18 protein-coding genes are annotated in these 22,083 nt (G+C 37.6%); 8 read left to right on the top strand and 10 right to left on the bottom strand.

Annotated features, from left to right (window positions below):
• Positions 1-329: 329 nt before the first annotated feature.
• Both PMAL9190_RS08070 and PMAL9190_RS08065 read left to right on the top strand, forming a co-directional pair.
• Positions 330-2,033, top strand: coding sequence for a phospho-sugar mutase (locus PMAL9190_RS08070; protein WP_087844690.1), 1,704 nt, complete (start codon positions 330-332; stop codon positions 2,031-2,033).
• Positions 2,034-2,129: 96 nt separating this feature from the next.
• On the top strand, positions 2,130-2,306 hold the full coding sequence (locus PMAL9190_RS08065; RefSeq protein WP_087844689.1) for an ATPase: 177 nt from the start codon (positions 2,130-2,132) through the stop codon (positions 2,304-2,306).
• A 138-nt stretch (positions 2,307-2,444) separates the two neighbouring features.
• Here the strand turns inward: PMAL9190_RS08065 and brnQ (PMAL9190_RS08060) are convergent, their stop codons facing one another.
• The 3 genes from brnQ (PMAL9190_RS08060) to yjjG all read right to left on the bottom strand — a co-directional run bounded on the left by brnQ (PMAL9190_RS08060) (position 2,445) and on the right by yjjG (position 6,747).
• Positions 2,445-3,782: a branched-chain amino acid transport system II carrier protein gene (gene brnQ / locus PMAL9190_RS08060; protein WP_087844964.1), complete on the bottom strand. Its 1,338-nt coding sequence runs from the start codon at positions 3,780-3,782 to the stop codon at positions 2,445-2,447.
• Positions 3,783-4,369: 587 nt separating this feature from the next.
• Entirely contained in the window at positions 4,370-5,656 is a 1,287-nt protein-coding gene (brnQ, locus tag PMAL9190_RS08055) for a branched-chain amino acid transport system II carrier protein (RefSeq protein WP_370738764.1), read from the bottom strand.
• A 416-nt stretch (positions 5,657-6,072) separates the two neighbouring features.
• On the bottom strand, positions 6,073-6,747 hold the full coding sequence (yjjG, locus tag PMAL9190_RS08050; RefSeq protein ID WP_087844687.1) for a pyrimidine 5'-nucleotidase: 675 nt from the start codon (positions 6,745-6,747) through the stop codon (positions 6,073-6,075).
• A 242-nt stretch (positions 6,748-6,989) separates the two neighbouring features.
• Between yjjG and PMAL9190_RS08045 the strand changes: the two genes are divergently transcribed.
• Positions 6,990-7,238 (top strand): GlsB/YeaQ/YmgE family stress response membrane protein, encoded by a 249-nt coding sequence (locus tag PMAL9190_RS08045; RefSeq protein WP_036791071.1) that lies wholly within the window; start codon positions 6,990-6,992, stop codon positions 7,236-7,238.
• Between the two features lie 398 nt (positions 7,239-7,636).
• Positions 7,637-9,985 carry a glycosyl hydrolase family 18 protein gene (locus tag PMAL9190_RS08040; protein ID WP_087844686.1) on the top strand — a complete coding sequence of 783 codons (2,349 nt, stop codon included), beginning with the start codon at positions 7,637-7,639 and terminating at the stop codon, positions 9,983-9,985.
• 94 nt (positions 9,986-10,079) lie between these two features.
• On the opposite strand, the gene dcuC is transcribed toward PMAL9190_RS08040, so the two are convergent.
• The 3 genes from dcuC to PMAL9190_RS08025 all read right to left on the bottom strand — a co-directional run bounded on the left by dcuC (position 10,080) and on the right by PMAL9190_RS08025 (position 13,520).
• Positions 10,080-11,432 carry a C4-dicarboxylate transporter DcuC gene (gene dcuC, locus PMAL9190_RS08035; protein ID WP_087844685.1) on the bottom strand — a complete coding sequence of 451 codons (1,353 nt, stop codon included), beginning with the start codon at positions 11,430-11,432 and terminating at the stop codon, positions 10,080-10,082.
• Positions 11,433-11,816: 384 nt separating this feature from the next.
• Entirely contained in the window at positions 11,817-12,596 is a 780-nt protein-coding gene (locus PMAL9190_RS08030) for a RelA/SpoT domain-containing protein (RefSeq protein ID WP_087844684.1), read from the bottom strand.
• A 225-nt stretch (positions 12,597-12,821) separates the two neighbouring features.
• Positions 12,822-13,520 (bottom strand): RelA/SpoT domain-containing protein, encoded by a 699-nt coding sequence (locus PMAL9190_RS08025; RefSeq protein WP_087844683.1) that lies wholly within the window; start codon positions 13,518-13,520, stop codon positions 12,822-12,824.
• Between the two features lie 314 nt (positions 13,521-13,834).
• Between PMAL9190_RS08025 and PMAL9190_RS08020 the strand changes: the two genes are divergently transcribed.
• Positions 13,835-14,164, top strand: coding sequence for a hypothetical protein (locus PMAL9190_RS08020; RefSeq protein WP_087844682.1), 330 nt, complete (start codon positions 13,835-13,837; stop codon positions 14,162-14,164).
• Between the two features lie 53 nt (positions 14,165-14,217).
• On the opposite strand, the gene PMAL9190_RS08015 is transcribed toward PMAL9190_RS08020, so the two are convergent.
• On the bottom strand, positions 14,218-14,577 hold the full coding sequence (locus tag PMAL9190_RS08015; RefSeq protein WP_370738760.1) for a HopJ type III effector protein: 360 nt from the start codon (positions 14,575-14,577) through the stop codon (positions 14,218-14,220).
• 74 nt (positions 14,578-14,651) lie between these two features.
• Positions 14,652-15,044 (bottom strand): DUF2750 domain-containing protein, encoded by a 393-nt coding sequence (locus tag PMAL9190_RS08010; RefSeq protein ID WP_065166965.1) that lies wholly within the window; start codon positions 15,042-15,044, stop codon positions 14,652-14,654.
• Positions 15,045-15,454: 410 nt separating this feature from the next.
• Between PMAL9190_RS08010 and PMAL9190_RS08005 the strand changes: the two genes are divergently transcribed.
• Complete coding sequence (locus tag PMAL9190_RS08005) at positions 15,455-16,801, top strand: sigma-54-dependent transcriptional regulator (RefSeq protein ID WP_087844680.1); 1,347 nt, start codon at positions 15,455-15,457, stop codon at positions 16,799-16,801.
• Here the strand turns inward: PMAL9190_RS08005 and PMAL9190_RS08000 are convergent, their stop codons facing one another.
• Entirely contained in the window at positions 16,802-17,722 is a 921-nt protein-coding gene (locus PMAL9190_RS08000; RefSeq protein ID WP_159458374.1) for an endonuclease/exonuclease/phosphatase family protein, read from the bottom strand.
• Between the two features lie 129 nt (positions 17,723-17,851).
• Complete coding sequence (locus tag PMAL9190_RS07995) at positions 17,852-18,964, bottom strand: GGDEF domain-containing protein (protein WP_087844678.1); 1,113 nt, start codon at positions 18,962-18,964, stop codon at positions 17,852-17,854.
• A gap of 319 nt (positions 18,965-19,283) precedes the next feature.
• Between PMAL9190_RS07995 and nrdD the strand changes: the two genes are divergently transcribed.
• Positions 19,284-21,419: an anaerobic ribonucleoside-triphosphate reductase gene (gene nrdD, locus PMAL9190_RS07990; RefSeq protein ID WP_087844677.1), complete on the top strand. Its 2,136-nt coding sequence runs from the start codon at positions 19,284-19,286 to the stop codon at positions 21,417-21,419.
• 119 nt (positions 21,420-21,538) lie between these two features.
• Complete coding sequence (nrdG, locus tag PMAL9190_RS07985) at positions 21,539-22,012, top strand: anaerobic ribonucleoside-triphosphate reductase-activating protein (RefSeq protein ID WP_087844676.1); 474 nt, start codon at positions 21,539-21,541, stop codon at positions 22,010-22,012.
• Positions 22,013-22,083 lie beyond the last annotated feature (71 nt).

The following is a 22,083-nucleotide window of genomic DNA, read 5'->3' as shown; positions in this document are numbered from 1 at the left end:
TACCGCGAACCTAAAAAAGCCTCGATTGAGGCTTTTTTTATGGCTAAATATTTGTCTAGATAATAGTTAGCTATTACTGTTTAAATGAATATTTAACAATCAGTGCGGTAATATTATTTGATAAACGTAATCGTTTGCGAATTAGATCGTGTTCTAAGGCAGTTGTAATTCAGTGAAATAGGGCATATTTTAATGAGAGTATTTATCATTTGCATTTCCGCTACGATAGCAATGATAGATAAATATACGATGGTAGTGCCTGCGTTTTTATAAGAACTCATCCATTATCACCGCGCTGTAATGATGATAAACGTACTAGGATAATAATGATGAATAATGAAATTACGCGTTGGTTACAACGTGACCCTGACCCTAAATCACGTCAAGAATTACAACAATTAGTCGCGGATAATGCGACAGCTGAATTAGCTGATCGCTTTAATGGGCGTTTAGAGTTTGGTACTGCCGGTTTACGAGGTGTGGTTGGTGCTGGTCCTAATCGAATGAATCGCTTAGTTATTCAAGAAACAGCAACTGGGCTAGGTCAGTATTTATTGCGCACAGATAATGCTGCTGCTCATAAAGGTGTGGTTATTGGTTATGATGGTCGTCCTGACTCTCGTCAATTTGCGCATGATACGGCTGCCGCATTAGCAGCCCAAGGTATAAAGGTTTATCTCACCACTAAAGTGGCTGCAACACCGATTGTCGCCTTTGGAGTTAAGCACTTACAAACGGCTGCGGCTGTTGTTGTGACTGCTAGCCATAACCCGCCAGCTTATAATGGTTTTAAAGTTTATTGGAATAATGGTGCGCAGATAATTCCACCTCATGATGCTGGAATTGCAGCGGAAATTGATAAAGCGACTCAATCTGAAATACACCTTATGGATTTAGCTGAAGCCCAAGCCACGGGCTTATTAGTATGGCTTGATGATGCTTATTATCAAGATTATCGTCGAGCAATAAATAGTAACCCATTACTGAATAATCATCATAATCCACAAGATATTAGCCTTGCTTATACCGCCATGCATGGTGTTGGTGCTGAGATGGCTGAAACGTTATTAGCCGATGCGGGTTTTAGCCTTGTTCACAGTGTTGCCGCGCAACGCGAACCTGATGGTGCGTTTCCAACGGTTAAGTTTCCAAACCCTGAAGAACCAGGTGCAATGGATCTTGTGATCGCTGAAGCGAAACAACATGGAGCAATTTTAGCCTGCGCTAATGATCCCGATGCTGACCGCTTTGCTGTTGCCGCCCGTTGTGATGATGGTGAGTACAAAATGCTGACGGGTGATCAAGTTGGGACATTATTTGGCTATTATTTGCTTAATCACGTTCAAGCATCAACCAGTTTAGTCGGCAATACAATTGTGTCATCGACCCTGTTAGGCAAAATTGCAACAGCCCTTGGCGCGCAATATTACCAAACATTAACTGGTTTTAAATGGTTAACCAATGTCGCAATGGAACGTCAGACGGCGGATCATCAATTCCTTTTTGCTTATGAAGAAGCTTTAGGCTACACCATTGGCAATACCGTATGGGATAAAGATGGACTATCGGCTTTAGTTGCCTTTGCCCAATTAACTGCCGAACTTACCGTTACAGGCCAAACGGTTTGGGATCAACTTGAAGCGATTTATCGTGAGTATGGGTTATATATTAACGCTCAACGTAGTATTGCTCTTGATCCAACCGCTGCCCCTATTGGTGACTCATTACGCGCGATGCCACCTCAAGTTATTGCAGGGTTGGCGATTGTTCGTACGGAAGATTTTAAAACATCACTATGTACTTTTGCCGATGGTACTGTTGAAGCGATTGATTTACCAGTCAGTGATGTGTTGATTTATCATCTTGCAGATGGTTCTCGTGTTGTCGTTCGACCATCAGGCACAGAGCCTAAGTTAAAGTGTTACTATGAAGTGGTTGAACCTATGAGCCAAGAAGAGACATTTGATCATGCTCAACGCCGAGCACAAGCAACGATGGATCAATTAATTGCTCAGCATCAAGCAGCATTGTAATTTGAATCATCGCAGTGTGGTAAAGCTGAACTCTGATCAATTTTCAGTGTATAATTATGAAAGTTGAAATTTATTTTAGATAACCAAGGGTTTACCATGCACGATCTTAATTTATCGTTACCTGATGATTATGAAAAAGAGCCAGAATTACCGATTCCATCTATTGATGAGCAAAAGAAAATTGTGGCAGAGCTTAAGCGTTTAGAAGAATCAGGCGAGTTAACACCTGAAATTTTACAGGCATTCATGACAGGTGAGCGTTTACCTGAATAAGGTAGTGTGAATATTGTGTAATAAAAAGCCTCTTATTGCTCTTCATTTATATTGAAGCAGATAAGAGGCTTTTTTTATGCTTAGTCAATAAGGAAATACGGTGAGTATTGATAACCCCAATTATCGTTACTGAGTATATTATTGCTGTTTAGCTGCTGAATCTAATCGGTAATCAACCACATTGAATTTACGCGCAACAATAGGTAGACGTGCCATGACTGTTGTGACGAATAAGATCAATAGTGTTGGCAGTAACCAACTAGCATGTGCTTGATATAACGGCAGTGTATCATTGAAAAACTGATTAAGATCAGCAGGCATTTTACCGAGAATACTAATTGCATCAATAGTACCAAAAGCCATTGCTGTAATTAATACTGAAGTGTGCGTCAGCGTCGAAACATGAATAGTGGAAGCTGTTAAAGAAGCAAACACTAAAGCAATCGCAACAGGACATAAAACTAAAATAGCGGGTAGGCTTACTTTTAGAATATCTTCAAGACCAAAATTGGCAATGATACCGGTTAATACCACGATGATTGTTGCTGTTAATCCAAATGATGCTTTGAATGTTTGCTGGTAATATTCAGCACAAGCATTGGTTAAACCAACCGTTGTTGTTAAACACGCCATAATAATAATTGCAGCTAATAACCACTGACCATAGATGCCAAATTCACCCGCGACATAACGAGTAAGAATCACACTGCCGTTCATGCCATGAGTGGCAATAGTGGTTGATGTTGCACCTACATAGCCCATTGCAATATAGCAACTGCCCATCAATATAAAGTAGATCATCGCGACTTTAAATGAGACGCTTGCAATCCCTTTTTGTGACACGATCCCTTTAGCTTTAATCGCTTGAATAATAACCCAACCAAAACCGACGGCAGCGATAGCATCCATGGTCATGTAGCCTTGAATTAAGCCACTGGTCACAGGACTGTGTTGATAGTCACCATAAGGTGTAGCGGGAACCCCAAGTGGCGATATAAATGCTGCAAGTCCTAAACCGGCTAATAATAAAATCAGTGCAGGTGTCATGATTTTACCAATGTAGTTAACGAGGTTACCGGGTTTAAAGGCTAGAAGTAACGTGATAGCCGAGAATACAATAGAGAAAGCAACGAGGTGATCAGCTTTGAAAAAGGGTTTTAATCCCATCTCATAAGCAACGGTAACAGCACGCGGCATACCAAATGCAGGTCCAATAGCCGTAAATAAGAGAATCCAAAATGTTGTTGCTAACCATTTGGGTAATGCTTGAGTAAGGTTTTTTGTGCTACCAATACGGCCAAGAACAATAATAGTAAAAGCGGGTAGACCAACAGCGGTTACTAAGAAGCCACTCATTGCTGATGTTAATGATGTTCCTGCGTCGAGACCCATTGCGGGGGGGAATATCAAGTTACCAGCGCCTAAAAAAAGTGCAAAGGTCATTAGACCGATAGCGAGTAAGTCTTGTGTTTTCAAATGTTGTACCTGCATTGTCGTGAATATCAAACAGCTATTAATCACTTTATATCGTAACTATTATAGTCTGTTGCTTCGTTAATAATGGTTCCGCAGGTTTGCTGAAAGAAGATATGAAGAGTGTAAACTATCCTCCATCAGCAACGGCTGACGGAAGCTTGCCCGCCAGCCTAGCGAATAATCACTAGGATAAAAGCGGAAATAATTCGAGATGTTTTTTTTATCGTCATAGAAGCAACATCAACCCAAGCGTTAGTCGCTATTGTCGATGTTAAGTGTTTTTGTTCTCTATGATCAAACACTGTTGAATGCATAATTTAACAACTTCTATTAATGAATACGTGAATTACAGTTTAAAAATATAAAGAAAAGTTAGTGTTGTAAATAACTTTCTTCAAATTTTTTTTAATCGTTTTAAAAATAGTCTAATTTAAGTGTTTAATATTAAAAGGTTAGTGAAATGTGAGCTATTTATTTTGAATAATAGCCATGATTTCGATGAATTATGTTGTTAGTTTGTGCTTTTCTGTAACCAACGAATGAGTAAGGGCTAGCAGTGATCTAGCCCGATAATGGGTTATAGCAAATTAATTAACGGCGATACTTGGCTGGCTTTTATGGCCAAAGCGGCATAATTTGCTGATTAAAATAGTAATTGTAACAGGCACTAACCAAGAAGCATGTGATGAGAATAAAGGTAACCAATGCTCGGCAAATATAGCCATTGTTGTGGGTAGTTTACCGAGAATATTTAATGCATCAATACTGCCAAAGACAGTGGCAACGATGACGACGATTGTTTGGCTAAGTGAAATATAGCGTTGCTCAGCCGTTGAATGGTTATCTATGAAAAATGTTGAAATAATTAATGAAATCGCAATCGGACATAATATTAAAATAGCAGGTAAGCTAACTTTAATAATCGTTTCTAAACCAACGTTAGAAATAATTGCTGTCAGCACCATAATCACAGTCGCGCTGATTTTAAATTTTATACCGTAAGTATTTTTATAATATTCGCCATTAGCATTGGTCAAACCGACCGTTGTGGTTAAACAAGCCATTAAAGTAATAGTGGCTAATAATAACTGACCTAGTGTGCCAAACTCACCAGCAGCATAACGCGTAAGTATCTCACCACCATTCGTTGCTTGTGGTGCAATATCGGACGATGTTGCGCCTAAATATCCCATAGCAAGGTAACAAAGTGACATCAGAACTGCGTAAATAATGGCAATGCGAAGGGTGTAGTAAGAAATGGCTTTATTGCATTTTACGCCAGTGTTGCGAATTGTTTGAATTATAACCCAGCCAAAAGCGACCGCAGCAATAGCATCTAATGTCATATAGCCTTGAATAAGTCCATTTACTGTTGGTGCTTTACGATAGGTTTCAATTGCAGCCGTTGGGGAGCCTAGAGGATTAATGATAGCAGAGATGGCAAGTAGTGCCAGCATAGCAATCAGAGCAGGTGTCATGATTTTACCAATATAATCGACTAGTTTTCCTGGCTTAAGGGCTAATACTAATGTCAAAGCACAAAAAATAGCAGAAAAAGCCATTAAGCCATTACCAGAATAGAACGGTTTAATACCCATTTCATAAGCAACTGTTACTGCACGTGGTAAAACAAAAGCTGGGCCAAGAGTGGTTAATACTAAGAACCAAAATGAACGATCCATCCATTTAGGTAGGGCTGCTGTTAATCGATCAGCAGAAGATAATCGTCCTAGCACAACCAATGTTAATGCTGGTAATCCAACGGCGGTAAGCAAAAATCCAGCAATAGCAATAAGCCAGTTTTCACCTGCTTGTTGTGCCATAAGAGGCGGAAATATTAAGTTACCAGCACCGAGAAATAGTGCAAAGGTCATAAAACCAATGGCTGCAAGTTCTTTTGTTTTCAAATGACATACCTTATTCAAAGCGAACAATGTGAGTCAGTATGCTGGAAGAGATAATACGAAGTGAGACTCATATCCGCCAGCGTTACTGACGAATAAATTAACCGTCAGCGTCAGAAAATGACGACGACGACAGACGTTAGCGTACAAGCAATCGGTCTGGTTGCTGTGATGGTAGCATCCTGATTGTTGTTAATGTTCTGAGACATAGCTTATACGCTCTAAGAAAAAATGAGGCTTAAACTTAATCGGAATTAGAAGGATTGTAAAGCGCGCTGAAGAAATAATTGACTATTTTTTAGTATTCACCAGCTAGATGCCATATAAACAACTGAATTATAGTCATTATATAATGGCATCTAGTATTTTATAATACAGATTGCTTCTTAGGCTTGTAACAGGGTTTGTAATTGAGCTAATGACGTCACGGTATAAGTAGGATCAATATCGATGGGCTGTGGCTTGTGATCACAGTTAAGCCAACAGGTATCCATACCAGCATTGATACCGCCTAAAATATCAGAATATGGATTATCACCGACCATCAGTACTTGTTGGCGTTGAGGTTCACCCATTTGTTGGCAAGCATAGTCAAAGATTTTAACATCAGGTTTAGCAACACCCACTTGCTCTGAAATAATTAGTACATCAAATAAATCAGCAAAACCCGTACGTTGTAAGCGTATTTCTTGTAACGCGGTGAAGCCATTAGTAATAATACCTAACTTAACCTGTGGTTTTAATGCTTCAAGCAATGATTTAGCGCCGTCTAATGGCGTACAAATATCCGCCATAGCCATTAAAAAATCATGGTTGAGTTGTTCGGTTGATAGCGAAAGTTTGGCTGCCCAGGTTTCAAAACGAATATTTTGTAACTCAGTCGCTGAAATTATACCGTTCTGATAATCAACCCATAGTGGCTTATTAATTGCTTCATATTGTTTGAAATCATCATCAGTAAAAGTAATGTTATGACGAGAAAACATCAGTTGAAGGCCACGCAAAGCATCAAAATGAAACAAGGTTTCATCAGCATCAAATAAAATCCATTGGTATTTCATTACGCGTAAATCTCTATTTTTGTGAGTGAAAATGCGACTAGATGAACCCTCGCAAGCAGAAGATATTTTACTTGAAGTCAGGAAGTGCACGCTAGTCAATCAAAGTAAATAAGTGTGCTTAATTGGGTTGTTTTTATCGTAATGTGATTTTTATTGAACTCAATAGTGTGATATATGTCTACTTATACCATAATCACATTATCTCTATAGAGAGTGAAAAATTGGCCAATTGAGGAAAAAGAATGGGCATTTTATCTTGGATTATTTTAGGTTTAATCGCAGGCGCTTTAGCAAAATGGTTAATGCCTGGTAAAGATGGCGGTGGTTGGATTGTGACAATGGCGCTAGGTATTGGTGGTGCTTTTGTTGGCGGTTTTGTTGGTAAATTTATTGGTTTAGGCCACGCAACAGGTGTCAATATCGGCAGTATTATCACTGCAACATTAGGCGCTTTCATTCTGTTATTTATTTATAATCGCTTTATTCGCTAATCACCATATTATTAGCAATTTACGAAACAAAAAAGCGAACCGAACACTCGATTCGCTTTTTTTATTGAAAACCATGAATGTCTAAAAACCGCTTTATCCACTTTATAATGATATTTTTATATAAATATTATCTCTATCACACTCCAATTCCTACACGTGTAAAAATGCTTTTTTTTGAATCTTGTGGCTAAAAAAAGATGTTATTTGACCTGTTTGTTGCATTTATGTTGGTTGTCGAGCATAAAATTGTGATTTTTTTTCGCTAAACTAAAAAAGTTCCTTCACACTGTGTTTAGATTCTTAATGACCAAAAAGCATTAATAATCGTTATAAAAAATCAGTTGTATTTATAAAAACTGATATAGCAATTTGCTATTAATCATAACGTGGAGCACAAAATGGAAAAGGGATTTAATAAAACCAAAGTTGCAGGCATTATTGCTGGCTTTTTATTTGCAAGTACGGCTGCTCAAGTACAAGCAGCGCCAACACATGATAAGAACGTAATCGGTTATCTAACTCAGTGGGAAGCATGGAAAGGTACTAATGCAGGTTTTTCTGTAAAAGGAGAAGCGACGCATTTGAACGTAGATATGGATATTTACTCTATTCTTAATTTCTCATTTTTTGGCGTAGCAAAAGACGGTTCGCTACATAGTGGTGATTTACGTAATAAACAAATTTATAAGCCAGGTAGTGTGCAAGAGCCTGGGCCATTATTACATCCTGATGTCTATTCAAGCTGGGATTTTCATATTTTGTGGGGTGAATTAGAGTACATTCATCAATATCCAGTAAATGAACCTTGGGATGCTGAAAATTTAGCCAAAGTAAAAGCGCAAGGTTTTGTGAAAAGTGGTAAAGGTTGGCGTCACAAGCCAACAGGCATTGAAGGTGACATGCCGATTCCACTTAAAAAAGAAGGTGGCGCTCCGGGTTTGATTGATCTTGCTAATCAAAAAGGCGTTAAGGTTATGGCATCACTCGGTGGTTGGAGTATGTCTAAGCACTTTCCTGAAATGGCTGCCGATCCTGTTAAAAAAGCCCGTTTTCTTAAAGATCTCGATAAGTTAATGGCATTAGGTTTCCACGGTATTGATATTGATTGGGAATACCCTGGCTTTGGCGGTATGAACTTTGCGGGTGATCCTGCTGATTTTGCAAACTTTGAACAATTAATGGAAGATATTCGTGAGCGCATTGGTCCTGACAAACTGCTGACTGCTGCATTCTCAGCATCAACTGCTAAACTTGAAGGATTTAATTGGCCACGCCTTGTTAAATCAATGGATTACTTCAACATGATGACTTACGATCTTAACGGTGCGTGGTCAAATGTTACAGGCCATAACGCGCCATTGTATCCATATCCTGAAGAAGAATTTAAAGGTCTTGATTTAGATACGCTACGTATTTGGATGGCAGAAAAAGGCATTCCATCAGAAAAAATTAACTTTGGTGCAGCGTTCTATGGTCGAGGTGTACAAACCACAGAAGCTGAGGCCTATTTAGGTGCGCCAACCGATAAGCGTATTTATAATATGTCGGTTGATGGACCATTATTATCGGCAGTTGATGTTGATAACTGGAAAGAGTTTGAAGGTTCACCAAACTATAACTATATTGTTAAAACAACAGGTTGGGAACATAAATGGGATGCTAGTGCTGAGGTCCCTTATGCTGTGAAAGGAAAATATTTCTTAAGTTATGATGATGTACCTTCGATGAAGAAGAAAGCACAGTACATTGTTGATCATGATTTAGGTGGAGTGATCGTGTGGCAAGTGCATGGCGATATTAAGTGTGAAGGCACCTTTATTAATCATGGCACCAAGCTAAAAGAGTGTACTAAGTTAAGCTCACCATTAGCAGAAGCGATTGATGATGTATTTAGTGCTGATACCACGCCAAATGCTGCGCCAGAGTTAACCGTACCAAGTGCTCAATCGGCAGTGGCTGGTGAGACAATTAGTTTCACTGTTTCGGCAACTGATGCTGATGGCGATAGCTTAAGCTTTAGCTCTGCTGATGCACAAATTACAGATAATGGTGACGGCACAGCCAATGTGGTTTACACCGCACCGAACTCAGCAACAGATATTGTGACCTCAATAGCGATCAAAGTTACAGATGGTCGTAAAACAGCAACTAAATCAGTGGTTGTTAATGTGAAAGGGTCTGGTGTCGTTGAAAATACCGCACCAGAATTGACAGCGCCAGCAACAGTTGATGTTGAAAGTGGTCAGAATGTGGTTATCACTGTAACAGCGACTGATGCCGATGGTGACACACTAACTTACTCAGCGTCAACAGGCCAGGTTACAGCGACGGCAACGGGTGCTAATGTTACTGTCACTGCACCAACAACAACGACAGATACTACACTCAATGTTGTGATTACTGTGTCTGATGGTCAAGCTGCAACACAACAAACAGTGGTTGTTAATGTTAAGGCTGAAGGTGGAGCTGTTGGCGATACGTGGAATGCCGACACTATCTACAATAGCGGAGACACTGTAGTTTATAATGGCATTACTTATACTGCGCAATGGTGGACGAAAGGTGAAGCTCCTGGAACATCATCGGTATGGGTAGAAGAGGATACCGGTGAAGTTGGTGGCTGGTCAGCATCAAAAACCTATAATGGTGGTGATGAAGTTATCTTTGAAGGTAATAATTATCGCGCAAAATGGTGGACCAAAGGTGATAAACCGGGTAATGCAAATGGCCCTTGGGAACGCATCTAAGCTTATTTATTAGTGTAAATAAAAGACAATAAAAACCCCGTATAGTTATTTCTCTTTAATAATAGCTAACGGGGTTTTCTTTAAGTAGCGAAAATTATAAGCCTAAAATCAGTGACATTGCCGTTGAAACAATCAGCGCACCAATCATTGGAATAGCGGTACGTTTGACTAATTCAAATGGTGACACATCGGCAACACCGGCAACAGCAACAATAGCGCCTGTGATTGGCGACATTGAGCGTGCAATACCTGATGCTAATTGCATTGGCATCAACATAACAACGGCATTAACACCGACCTTGTTGGCAATATCTGGCACCATAGCTGCAAATGAGAAGAACGGCGCATTACCAGAACCCATTAAAATTGCCGCAAAGGTAATAATAATAACCATTAAAATAATCATTAATGCGGGTGAGACTGACGCATTAATTGCAAAGTTGATGACAGTATCAAGTAAACCGATGACTTTCATACCATGAGCAAACACTTGGCCTGCAATAACTAACGTTACTACGCGTGCGAATTGCTTACCCATGCTATCGAAATAAACCAAAATATCTTTGAAGATGGGTTTTGCACCATGACGAATACCTTCACAAACCATCGCCACCGCAATTGAAATAAACATTGCAGTTACCACATCTATTTTTACACTAGCAATAGCCATTGGGCTAAAGATCATAATTAATGCTAACGGAATAATTGGCAGTAATGCATACCATGCTGGTGGTGCAACGTGGTCATCTTGTGCCTGAAGTTCTACTTCCTCTGTTGCTGTTGTACGACGATCAAACCATTGTTGTACAAAGAAATGTAGCGTAGCGATTGTTATCATTGTCGCAATAGCAACAGGTAATTGGTAAGTAATAAAATATTCAGTAACAGGAATATCCGCAGTGCGCGCTGCTAAATTCACGTTACCTGATGCTGGACCTAAATCTAAACAGGCGGCGGTTGCAATAACGGCGACAGCAGACATTTTACTGACGCCAAGGCGCACTAAAATAGGGTATAGCGTTACCATCAATAATAAGCCAAGACCGGATGCACTTGGAATAAAGATATTCAGTATTTGGCCCATGATATAACCTAATGCCATCACTAAATAAGGCGCTTTAAAGTAACCTAAAGGTTTTATCGCAATATTAACCAGTGCGCGTGAGGCGCCGATATGATCCATATATTTAGCAAAACCGCCAACTGCCATGATGATTAGGCCAAGAGTACCCACTGTTTTGGCGGTGGTATTTTTTAGGAAAGTAAAGATATCAAGCCATTGATTACCACTAGAAATATTTTCAGGAAGTGGTGTACCTGTACTAAATATAATGGCTGCTGCCATCATAATAATACCGCCAAGCAGTAGTGTTGTTTGCGGGTTGTATTTTTTATAGATTAATAAACCTACAAGGAATATAACCACAAGACTAAAAATAGTAACCATTATCTAGCTCCATATCATTGGAAAAGTCCATTTATATGGGCGGGATAATAAGAGATTGAAAACGTTTTCACGATAAAAAACTGCACTTGGTGAAAGCAAATAAATGTAATTATGATGTTGCTCAAATAAAGGCTTTTATTGGTATCCTAATAAACCTAATCTAGAAACATAACAACTTATTTTTACGTACAAAAAATTAACAGTTGTAATATTAAACACATTATCCTAAAGAAGATTTTTTACGATGAAATACAGAATTTTTTACTTTGGAAGCGAGACACTTTTAGAGTGTTTGTTATTTTATGTTTAAATGGAATACGTTGTGGTGTGCAAAGCCCGCTAGCGAGTAGTAGCATTCGGGCTTTGTTGTTTCAATTGATATTATTATGCTGCTTGTGGTTGTAAATAACCTAGCCATGCCGTTTGGTATAGTTGATGAGATTGTTGTCGCAGTTTATTAATTTGCGCTACCTCAAACTCAGATAATGGGCGTTGTTGTTGTAATGCTACACGTTCAATATGTTGAATTTTTTCATAAAGATCATGCTCAGGGCCATTTTTTATGGTTGATATTTCATTTAAGTGCAGTTGAACTTCAGTAATAACTTGGCTGTTAGGTAAGCGTACTAGCACATTTAAATCACGGTAGCCTGATGGTGTTGGATTCTTAAATCGATTCTTAACACTAACGATGGTTGCTTCTTTTGATAATAATTCATAGGCCTGAACTAATGCTGGAATATTTTTCGCAACAATAGACCCGCGTGCAATATCAGTAATTTTGTCAGTCTGACCTTGTAATTCAGTGGTGATTTTTTGTTGAGCACGTTGAGCTGATTTAATCTGAGGGATAATGATATTGGTTGTTGATGCAAGGCCAACACTTTGCAGTAATGTTTGTAGTTCTACTTGTGCATCGGTTGCGGCTAAGTAAAGCTCATCAAAATTAGTAAATGGTTGACGCAGGTTGTCAGTTTTCCATGATTGAATACTGTATAAGCCGCTTAAATCACGCTGAAAGGCCTTACGGCTGGCTTGTGTTTGACGTGTTGGTGATTGATCATGAGTATTAAAAGCGGGAGTAATCGCTGGCGCAGCCACAACAGAGCGACTAAGCATGCAAAAAAGAACAAAACTTGTACGTAAAACAGATTTTATGTTCATTAAACAACTCCTGTAAATATTGCATGTGCAATATCGAAACATACTAAAACGGGTATAACTAAAAAGTTTGTATGTTGAGCGTTAGATATAATGTGTCATCTGTTCACATGGTAGTAACTTTACCCTGAATGGGAATTGAATACTGTGCTGTTATTCATATTTTTGCATTATTGATTACAGTACATTTACATTATTCATAATCACACATATTGAATGCAGTCAGGACTAACTTGCAAGACGGCTTGTACCCATATAGTGTTGCCATACTTGCTGATACAGCGATTGTGAGTACTGGCGTAATTTGGTAATTTTTCGTTGCTCTAATTCATGTAGTAAGCGCGACTCAAGCATAGCCTGGCGCTCAATATTTTGAATTTGTTCATAAATTGAGTGTTCAGCCCCATTTTTTATTGATGCTATTTTTTTTAGGTGCAGTTGTATTTCGGCAATGAAATGACTATTAGGTAAACGTATCAATAGTTTAATATCGCGATAGCCAGAATCTGTCGGTTGGCTAAAGCGGTTTTTAACACCGCACACATCGGTATGCTGTATAAGATAATCATAAGCCACGATTAAATCATCAATATTTGAGGCAACAATTGATCCACGGACTAGATCGGTTAATGCATCAGATTTGCTATGCAGTTCTGTAGTGATCTTTTGTAGGGCACGTGTTCGTGATTTTTGACCAGGAAGGATTGGATGGCAACCAGTATCTGATGCTGCTTTTTTAATTAATAAATTAAGCTCTATTTGTGCAAATTTAGCATGTTGATACAATTTCTCAAATTGTTGATGAGGTTGGTGAATGTTGTCATAACGCCAATCGTTAATAAGATTAAGACGATGAAACATAGCACAGCCACGCACGATAGAACGCACATTGTTGCTAGATTGTTGACAAGTTGAAAGCATAACCATTTTTACTCCTTAAACCTAGTTTTAGCAAATGGCAGCTAAGTAGGCATTTTTACTGAACATCCTGTTCTGACGCTAAATATAATACTTTTATCAATATAAGCAACAATATTTTGCATCATAGTTGTAACTTTTTTGCTACATGATGGGTGAGTCTTAATGTTGGTATAAAATTGGCTAAAAATGCAGCATTGTAACGAGATTACTATCAATAGTTGAGGTTATGAGTAACAATGAATGCGGTGTTTTACGCAGCAACTATATGATACTTAATCAATAGCTATTGTGCTTTGAGATATATTTTTTAAGGAAAAAAAATGCAGGAAAATCTATTAATTGGCTTTGTTGTTATTTGGCTGGGTTTGACGGTAGGGAGTGTAATGCTGTTCCAACGCGGTAATGATGTCGCTAAAAAACGTCGATTATGGCCAATTTATACTGTGTTCAGTAATGTTGTGATTGGTGGATTTATTATTTTTATGCAACCACCTGTAGCATGGATGATTGCGATATTGATTTTATTAGTACCGGTAACATTTTTGACGATTCGATCAACAAAATTTTGTGATAGTTGTGGTCAGGCTAGCCGCTCTCCTTTCTTTATGAAGCCGCCACAAAAATGCAGTCATTGTAAAAAGCCACTATAAGTCGCTTATCTTAATAATCTCAAGCCATTAAGAATTAACGGACTTAATGGCTTTTATATTACGTTTTTTCGCGTTAGAGGGAAGTGCTCAAAAGTGATCCCTTTTGAACCTGATAACATAAATTGACGAATATTTTGATGATCAGTGTGTTGCGGGTGCAGAAGTACATCTTCACGATAATAGCGACCAAAACACGCTAATGTTTCAGCGTGTGATAGTTGGTGTAGGTGTGCAAATGCGAATATTTTACATGATCCTTCATTAGTTGCTGCTTGATTGGTGATTATATTATCGTTCAACCCGTTGGTAAAACGTGTTGGTTGATAATCATAATAGTGGTTAATCAAAGCCATGACAGCATCAAATTCAATCGTGGTTGGTGTTTGTTTAATGTGTTCGATAAAAGAATTCACAGCAGACCTCATTATTATGGGGAATTAAAAATAAGGCCAGCAATACGCTAGCCTATTAAAACACTCAGATATGATTAGCGACGTTTATTCGCTAATGTCTTTAATTCATAATCAAGTTCATCTGGATAGATCACCAGACCTTCTTGTTCTGGAATCGGGAAAACGACTAATGCAAGTTCATCATCCTCTAAACCGTGTGTCCAGCGGCTATGCCATTTGTTTAATGAAATAGCTTCTGCTTTACATGTTTCCCATTCGCCAGTAGCCCATGCTTCTGCAAATTCTTTATTTGGCCATACTGGTACGCAATCTTCATCGTCAGTATTGAGCATAACGCAACCATGTTCATCAGTAAGAATCCAGATTTCACGGTTTTCTACAACTTCTTTCACTAAGTGTTTATAACGTTTTTCAGCATCAAAACTCTGAATTGTTTCAATCATTGCAGCATCTAATGGGGTAGACATACTGTTGTCCTATTTATTACACATTATTATTTAAGCAAGGATAAAACAAAAGCAGAGTAAGATCTCGTTTTATCCGTAGTTTTTTAGGTCGTTTAGTGGTGGTATTTTTTTTTACAATGTCTATAGAGTTGTATTTGTGTGTATATTTAAATGTATATTAAAGCAATAAAAGTCAACATTTTATTTTCTTATTTTAAAATTAAGATAAATTATTTATATGATTATTTTTATCTCTAAATTATTTAATACTATGAAATATAACAACTATATAAAGGAAATTAATATTGTTTAAATAATAGTGGTATATTTTTAGGACTATTCTTATCGTTGATACACTGCAAAAAACATCGTTGTTATCTATATTTTTTAATATAAATCAATAATGGATATGTTTTAAAAGGGTGGCTCTAATGGTGGCTATAAATGATAAAAAAAAGGCAGGCGGACGTTTGGTTGCAATGGGGTGTACCTATGAACCTTGGATTGCATTGTTAGAACAAGCTGGATGGAAAACACATTGTTGTTATGATTTACGAACAGCTGATGCAATATTAGAAGAGTATAGCCCCTGTGTTTGTATTGTTGATTTAAGTAATAACGATTTTAGTTTAAATAGTATATCTCAACGTGCTAATAAAACTAAGCAGGTAAAATGGATCGCGATAATAAAAAAAGAACAGCTAAAAATAGATTCTATTTGTCAGTTCATAAATAACTTCTGTGTTGATTTTTTTTCTACGCCGATACCATCAAGTCAATTATTAGATACAGCAGGCCATCAATTAGGCATGTTAGAGATTGAATCAACATCATTGAATGATGTTAGCCAGCAATGTGAAATCGGACTATATGGCGAATCAAAATCTATTAAGCACTTGAGAGATATGGTAAAAAGAGTCGCAATGACAGATGTGAATGTTTTACTGACCGGTGAGCAGGGCGTTGGAAAAGAACTCATTGCGAAAACAATTCATAATCTAAGTAAACGACGAAATGATGATATAACTGTAATTAATTGTTCTTCGTTAACGGATGATGATCAACGTATTCATTTTTTAAACCCACTTTATAAAGGTAATTCAAATGATACCATTACCAATGGAACAGTATTACTAAATGGTATTGAAGAATTATCCAAACCATTACAATTAAAGTTACTTAATTATTTACAACAACCTGAAAATGAAAAACTCAATGATCAAGGTGTGTTTGATGTTCGTGTCATTACATCATCAAGTATTGATTTAGAACAAGCAGTTAAAAACAATGCTTTTAATAAAGAACTTTATTATAGATTAAATGTTTTTCACGTGGTCGTACCGACGTTAAGAGAGCGTGGTGCTGATATTATTTTATTAGCTGAATATTATTTACAGCAGTTTTCTAAAGAATATAACACACTTGCGATGCATTATAGTGAAGAGGCAAAACAGTTATTATTACGTTATAACTGGCCGGGTAATGTTCGTGAACTCATTAACCAAGTTAAGCGAGTATCATTATTAAATGATGGTAATGAAGTCACCTTAGAACATTTTGATTTACCTAAAAAAACTAATCTTAAACAAAGTTTACGTACAATTAAAGATGAAGCAGAAAAAGATGTATTAGTCACCATGCTTGAAGCTCACAAAGGTCAAGTTGCCTCTGCAGCGAAAGATCTTGGTGTATCGCGTGCAACCATGTATCGGCTGCTTAACAAACATAATATTATTCCTGATGTGCGTTACTGCAATGGAGGTTATGCAACAGAATAGTTATTTTTTATCCTTATAATCAATAACTAACCTAAAAAAAAGTGGACAGTGATCACTAAGTGTAAACTGTGACAGTTGTTGCTTGTTATATTGAATTTGACGTTGGCTTAGCGCTTTAACATTGGTGGTTGTAAATAGATGATCAATCAAGCTGGTATATGTACGATATTGACTAATTTGGGTGGTTAATCTTACTGTACAATTGGCTTTAATTGACGCCGATATATGATTGAGACGGTTTGGATTGTCAGTGATTTGATTGATGAATTTATTGTTTGATGTGATACGGTGGTTAAAGTCACCAACAATAATAAACGTTGGTGATAGTGCTTGTTGAGTATTAATCCATTGCTTTATTAGCTTAAGTTGTTGGCCAAGGGTTTTGCATGATCGACGTTGCTGCTGCGCCAATTGTTTACCAGAAAAACAGCCTGACTTAAGGTGTAGGTTTAGCAATGTAATTGGTTGATTATCTATAGTTATTTTAATAACACTACCATAACGTAATTTATTGTTAAAATCTGCTCTCCTACCCGTAGAAATCGGTGGTGAACTTAGTTGGGATAAATCATCAAGGTTGTCGACAACAATCGCCTTTTTTACAGCAAATCCCGTATATTGATTATTTTTCTTAAAACTATCTTGATGGTTATTCATACGACTAGAAAAATAAATATTATAATGCTGTCGATTAATGACGCGGTATAGGGCTGCAATACTATCAACTTCTTGAAAGGCAAGAATATCAGGGGAGTGTGAAGTAAATATTTGCTGTAGCGCTTGATAATCTGCTTTTGAACGCACAACCGGCGAGGTTGAGTTCAACGACAGCCACTGCATATTCCAGCTCATAAGAGTGAAAGATTGTGCGTAACTGGTACTGATTGGCATTAATAGTAGTAATAAAGCTAAAATAGGCATCGTTATTATCATGATACGAATGAGCTATTCACTGTGCCTTATTTGGTTAGTATTCTGAATTATTTATACTAAGTAACCGTATTACTATAAGCGCGGTTAGCTTTTCGTGTAACCCTGTCATTACTGTTTTCATTTTTGTGTGCTATAAAATTGATTTCGTCCTAATTCTTTAGCTCTATATAGACAACTGTCTGCAGCATTAATTAATTGTGTTGGATGTTGATTTTCTTCTAAGGTTGCAATACCTTGGCTAACCGTCACATATTGGTTAATAGCAGAGCATGGATGAATGAGCGCTAGGCTCGATAAATTTTGTTGAATGCGCTGGGCAATATCACATGCGCCTTTATTATCCGTATTAGGTAGCAATACGACAAACTCCTCACCACCATAACGGGATACGGTATCCGTTGCTGTTAATAAACTTTTATTGATGATATTGGCAACAGATTTTAAACAGCTATCTCCTTTAATATGTCCAAGGTTGTCATTAAACAGCTTAAAATAATCAACATCAATTAAAATAATCGATAGTGGGTGCTGGCTATGTTTGGCATTGATAATTTGTTTATTAATAGCTAAATCAAAAAAACGGCGATTATTAATTTGGGTTAATTGATCAGTAAAAGAGATCTGTGTCAATTGTTTGAGTAAACGCTGATTGTCGTGTTCTTGTTGAATGCGGGTAGTAAACCATTCAAATAGTAGTAGTCGTCCTGATTCAATGATCATCATCGTTATAATGAGTTTCGCGAACACAAAAAGTAAATCAAAGCGAGGATCGTGAATACTGTACCAAGTGGTAAAAATTAAAATAGGCAAAGTTGCAAGATAGACAGCTACTCGATATGCATAAAAGCTGAGCAGTACAATTAGAAATAATAGATTACCTACAATTTCAACAATAACATAAGCGTGACCTAAGTTATTGAGATTGATAATTGCTGTTCCCCAGGTAATGCCAAATAAGAAAGCATAACTTGCTGCAATAATTTTGTAATGCAGAAGGGTTTTATGATGAGCAAAAAATAGCCAACCAAGACCAAAGAGCAACGCTTGAATACTAAAATTTATTGTGGTTAGTACTAAATTGCTTCTTGCTGTGTGAATAAAATCGATCCAAATAACCGTGGTTATCAGCATAATTGTAATTAACGATATTTTAGATGCCCAGATAAAGCCAAGGCGAAGATTGCTATATATCGTATTGTCAATGCGTGTATCGAGCGATGAAAAATTCATGATTGAGATCCATGATTACTTGGAAGGGAATAGTGTCAATTCTTATGAGAAAGGCAAGTAATTTTTTTTAAATATTTTCTTAATGTGATAATAAATTTATTGACAATGTTCTTTAGAAATTAGCTTGCATGCGAAATTTTGTCACTGATCATAATCATCGTTCAGAAGACAAACTGCTCGCTTATAAAATTGATCTCGATCAAGGTTTCTTTGCGCTAGATCGCGCCTAATACCCCACATCTTGTTGCCGCTTATAAATAGAACACTATATTTTGTGTTTAAGTGACAGTGTCATTTTCTGTGAAATTAGGAGCCTTGTGTGAATCCTGTAGTAATAAAGCGTGATGGTTGCCGTGTATCTTTTGATGTTTTACGCATTAAAGAGGCTGTTCTAGGAGCAGCTAATTCCATCACCGATTCAGAGTGTCATACAATGGATGAGGCTTACGCTACATCGGTAGCGGAAGCAGTATTAGCGCAATTTTTTGGTGTTGATAACGTAGATATTCATGCCATTCAAGAGGCCGTTGAAACACAACTTATGGCTGGCCCACACAAGGCTGTAGCGCGTGCGTACATTGAATACCGTCATGATCGTGATATTTCACGTGAGAAGAAAAGTCGTCTAAATAATGAGATTCGAGGCTTAATTGAACAAAGTAATGCTTCGTTATTAAATGAAAATGCAAATAAAGACAGTAAAGTGATCCCAACTCAACGTGATCTGCTTGCTGGTATTGTCGCAAAGCATTATGCAACACAACATTTACTACCACGCGATATTGTAAAAGCACATGAAAACGGCGAAATTCACTATCATGATTTAGATTATTCACCGTTTTTTCCAATGTTTAACTGTATGCTTATTGATCTTAATGGCATGTTAACGCATGGTTTTAAGATGGGTAATGCAGAAATTGATACTCCTAAATCAATTTCTACAGCAACAGCAGTAACGGCTCAAATTATTGCTCAAGTTGCGAGCCATATTTATGGTGGCACCACCATTAACCGTATTGATGAAGTGTTAGCACCTTATGTTAGCGTTAGTTATGCCAAGCATTTAGAAATTGCAACTGAGTGGAACATTGCTGATCCTGTTGCTTTTGCACAAGCTCGTACTAACAAAGAGTGCTACGATGCATTTCAATCACTAGAATATGAAGTAAATACACTGCACACCGCGAATGGTCAGACACCTTTTGTAACTTTTGGCTTTGGTTTAGGCACATCGTGGGAATCGCGTTTAATTCAACAATCTATTCTTAAAAATCGTATTGCAGGTTTAGGAAAAAATCATAAAACAGCAGTATTCCCTAAGCTTGTTTTTGCTATTAAAGATGGCCTTAACCATAAACCTGATGATGCCAACTACGATATTAAACAATTAGCGTTAGAGTGTGCATCTAAGCGTATGTACCCTGATATTTTAAACTATGACAAATTAGTTGAAGTTACAGGTTCATTTAAAACCCCAATGGGCTGTCGTAGTTTCCTTGGGCCTTACGAAGAAAATGGTAAATTGATCCATGAAGGTCGTAATAACTTAGGCGTCGTTAGCATTAACTTACCGCGCATTGCCTTAGAAGCAAAAGGTGATGAAGCACGTTTCTTTGACATTTTAGATGAGCGATTAGCGTTATCTCGTCGTGCGCTTGATACTCGTATTACGCGTCTAGAGGGAGTGAAAGCCCGTGTTGCTCCTATCCTTTATATGGAAGGTGCTTGTGGCGTTCGTTTGAACGAAGATGATGATGTATCAGAAATTTTCAAAAATGGTCGTGCCTCTATTTCGTTAGGTTACATTGGTATTCATGAAACTGTAAATGCACTTTATGGTAATGATACCCATGTTTATGATAGCGAGACATTACGTCAAAAAGCAGTAGCGATTGTTCAACGTTTACGTGATGCAACTGATGCATGGAAAGCTGAGTCTGGCTATGGCTTTAGTTTATACAGTACTCCAAGTGAAAACTTATGTAGCCGTTTCTGTGCAATTGACACTAAAGAATTTGGTGTTGTTGATGGTGTTACTGATCGTGGTTACTACACCAATAGTTTCCATTTAGATGTTGAGAAAAAAGTGAATCCGTACGACAAGATTGACTTTGAAATGGCATATCCAGATATCGCGAACGGTGGCTTTATTTGTTATGGCGAATACCCAAATATTCAGCATAATCTTGAAGCATTAGAAAACGTCTGGGATTACAGTTACAGCCGCGTACCTTATTACGGCACCAATACACCGATTGATGAATGTTATGAGTGTGGTTTTACCGGTGAATTTGACTGTACTAGTAAAGGCTTTACTTGCCCTAAATGTGGAAATCATGAACCATCAAAAGTATCGGTAACCCGTCGTGTGTGTGGTTACCTAGGTAGCCCTGATGCACGTCCGTTTAACTTTGGTAAACAAGAAGAAGTTAAACGTCGCGTTAAGCATATGTAACGATTACTGATTAGCTCATTGAGTTAAATATAGAAGAAGTGCTTTAGGGCACTTCTTTTGTTTGTAAATGTTGGGTTGGTTAAATTGCCCGATTACACTATTAATTAATTGAGATAACAATGAACTACCACAATTATTACCCTGTTGATATTGTTAATGGCCCTGGTACACGAGTAACTCTATTTGTATCGGGTTGTGTTCATCAATGTAAAGGTTGTTATAACCAAAGCACATGGCGTTTAGATGCAGGACATCCGTTCACTCAGCAAATGGAAGATCAAGTGATTAATGATCTTAACGATACCCGTATTAAACGTCGTGGTTTATCACTTTCTGGTGGCGATCCATTACATCCTCAAAATGTGGCTGCTGTTTTGACATTAGTGCAGCGTGTACGTCGTGAATGTGTAGGTAAAGATATTTGGCTATGGACAGGGTATTTATTATCAGAGTTGACTGAAGAGCAGCAACAAATTGTTAATCTTATTGATGTGATGGTTGATGGGAAATACGAACAAGCGCAACGAAATCCTTCTTTGGTATGGAAAGGCAGTGAAAATCAGGTTATTCATTATTTTAATATCGATGATTAAAAATTGATTGGTAAGTCATCAAGAACATGATGATACATGCGCTGTGTGTTATCAAATTGTTTCTTTATTGT

Origin of the sequence: Photobacterium malacitanum, assembly GCF_900185615.1 — a bacterium.
GTDB lineage: Bacteria > Pseudomonadota > Gammaproteobacteria > Enterobacterales > Vibrionaceae > Photobacterium > Photobacterium malacitanum.
This window is presented reverse-complemented; position numbering and strand designations above follow the sequence as displayed.

Excerpts from the sequence above, each read along its gene's own strand:
- PMAL9190_RS08070 (WP_087844690.1), top strand. The coding sequence starts at position 330 with ATGAATAATGAAATTACGCGTTGGTTACAACGTGACCCTGACCCTAAA.
- PMAL9190_RS08065 (WP_087844689.1), top strand. The coding sequence starts at position 2,130 with ATGCACGATCTTAATTTATCGTTACCTGATGATTATGAAAAAGAGCCA.
- brnQ (WP_370738764.1), bottom strand. The coding sequence starts at position 5,656 with ATGACCTTTGCACTATTTCTCGGTGCTGGTAACTTAATATTTCCGCCT.
- yjjG (WP_087844687.1), bottom strand. The coding sequence starts at position 6,747 with ATGAAATACCAATGGATTTTATTTGATGCTGATGAAACCTTGTTTCAT.
- PMAL9190_RS08045 (WP_036791071.1), top strand. The coding sequence starts at position 6,990 with ATGGGCATTTTATCTTGGATTATTTTAGGTTTAATCGCAGGCGCTTTA.
- PMAL9190_RS08040 (WP_087844686.1), top strand. The coding sequence starts at position 7,637 with ATGGAAAAGGGATTTAATAAAACCAAAGTTGCAGGCATTATTGCTGGC.
- dcuC (WP_087844685.1), bottom strand. The coding sequence starts at position 11,432 with ATGGTTACTATTTTTAGTCTTGTGGTTATATTCCTTGTAGGTTTATTA.
- PMAL9190_RS08030 (WP_087844684.1), bottom strand. The coding sequence starts at position 12,596 with ATGAACATAAAATCTGTTTTACGTACAAGTTTTGTTCTTTTTTGCATG.
- PMAL9190_RS08025 (WP_087844683.1), bottom strand. The coding sequence starts at position 13,520 with ATGGTTATGCTTTCAACTTGTCAACAATCTAGCAACAATGTGCGTTCT.
- PMAL9190_RS08020 (WP_087844682.1), top strand. The coding sequence starts at position 13,835 with ATGCAGGAAAATCTATTAATTGGCTTTGTTGTTATTTGGCTGGGTTTG.
- PMAL9190_RS08010 (WP_065166965.1), bottom strand. The coding sequence starts at position 15,044 with ATGTCTACCCCATTAGATGCTGCAATGATTGAAACAATTCAGAGTTTT.
- PMAL9190_RS08005 (WP_087844680.1), top strand. The coding sequence starts at position 15,455 with ATGGTGGCTATAAATGATAAAAAAAAGGCAGGCGGACGTTTGGTTGCA.
- PMAL9190_RS08000 (WP_159458374.1), bottom strand. The coding sequence starts at position 17,722 with ATGCCTATTTTAGCTTTATTACTACTATTAATGCCAATCAGTACCAGT.
- PMAL9190_RS07995 (WP_087844678.1), bottom strand. The coding sequence starts at position 18,964 with ATGAATTTTTCATCGCTCGATACACGCATTGACAATACGATATATAGC.
- nrdG (WP_087844676.1), top strand. The coding sequence starts at position 21,539 with ATGAACTACCACAATTATTACCCTGTTGATATTGTTAATGGCCCTGGT.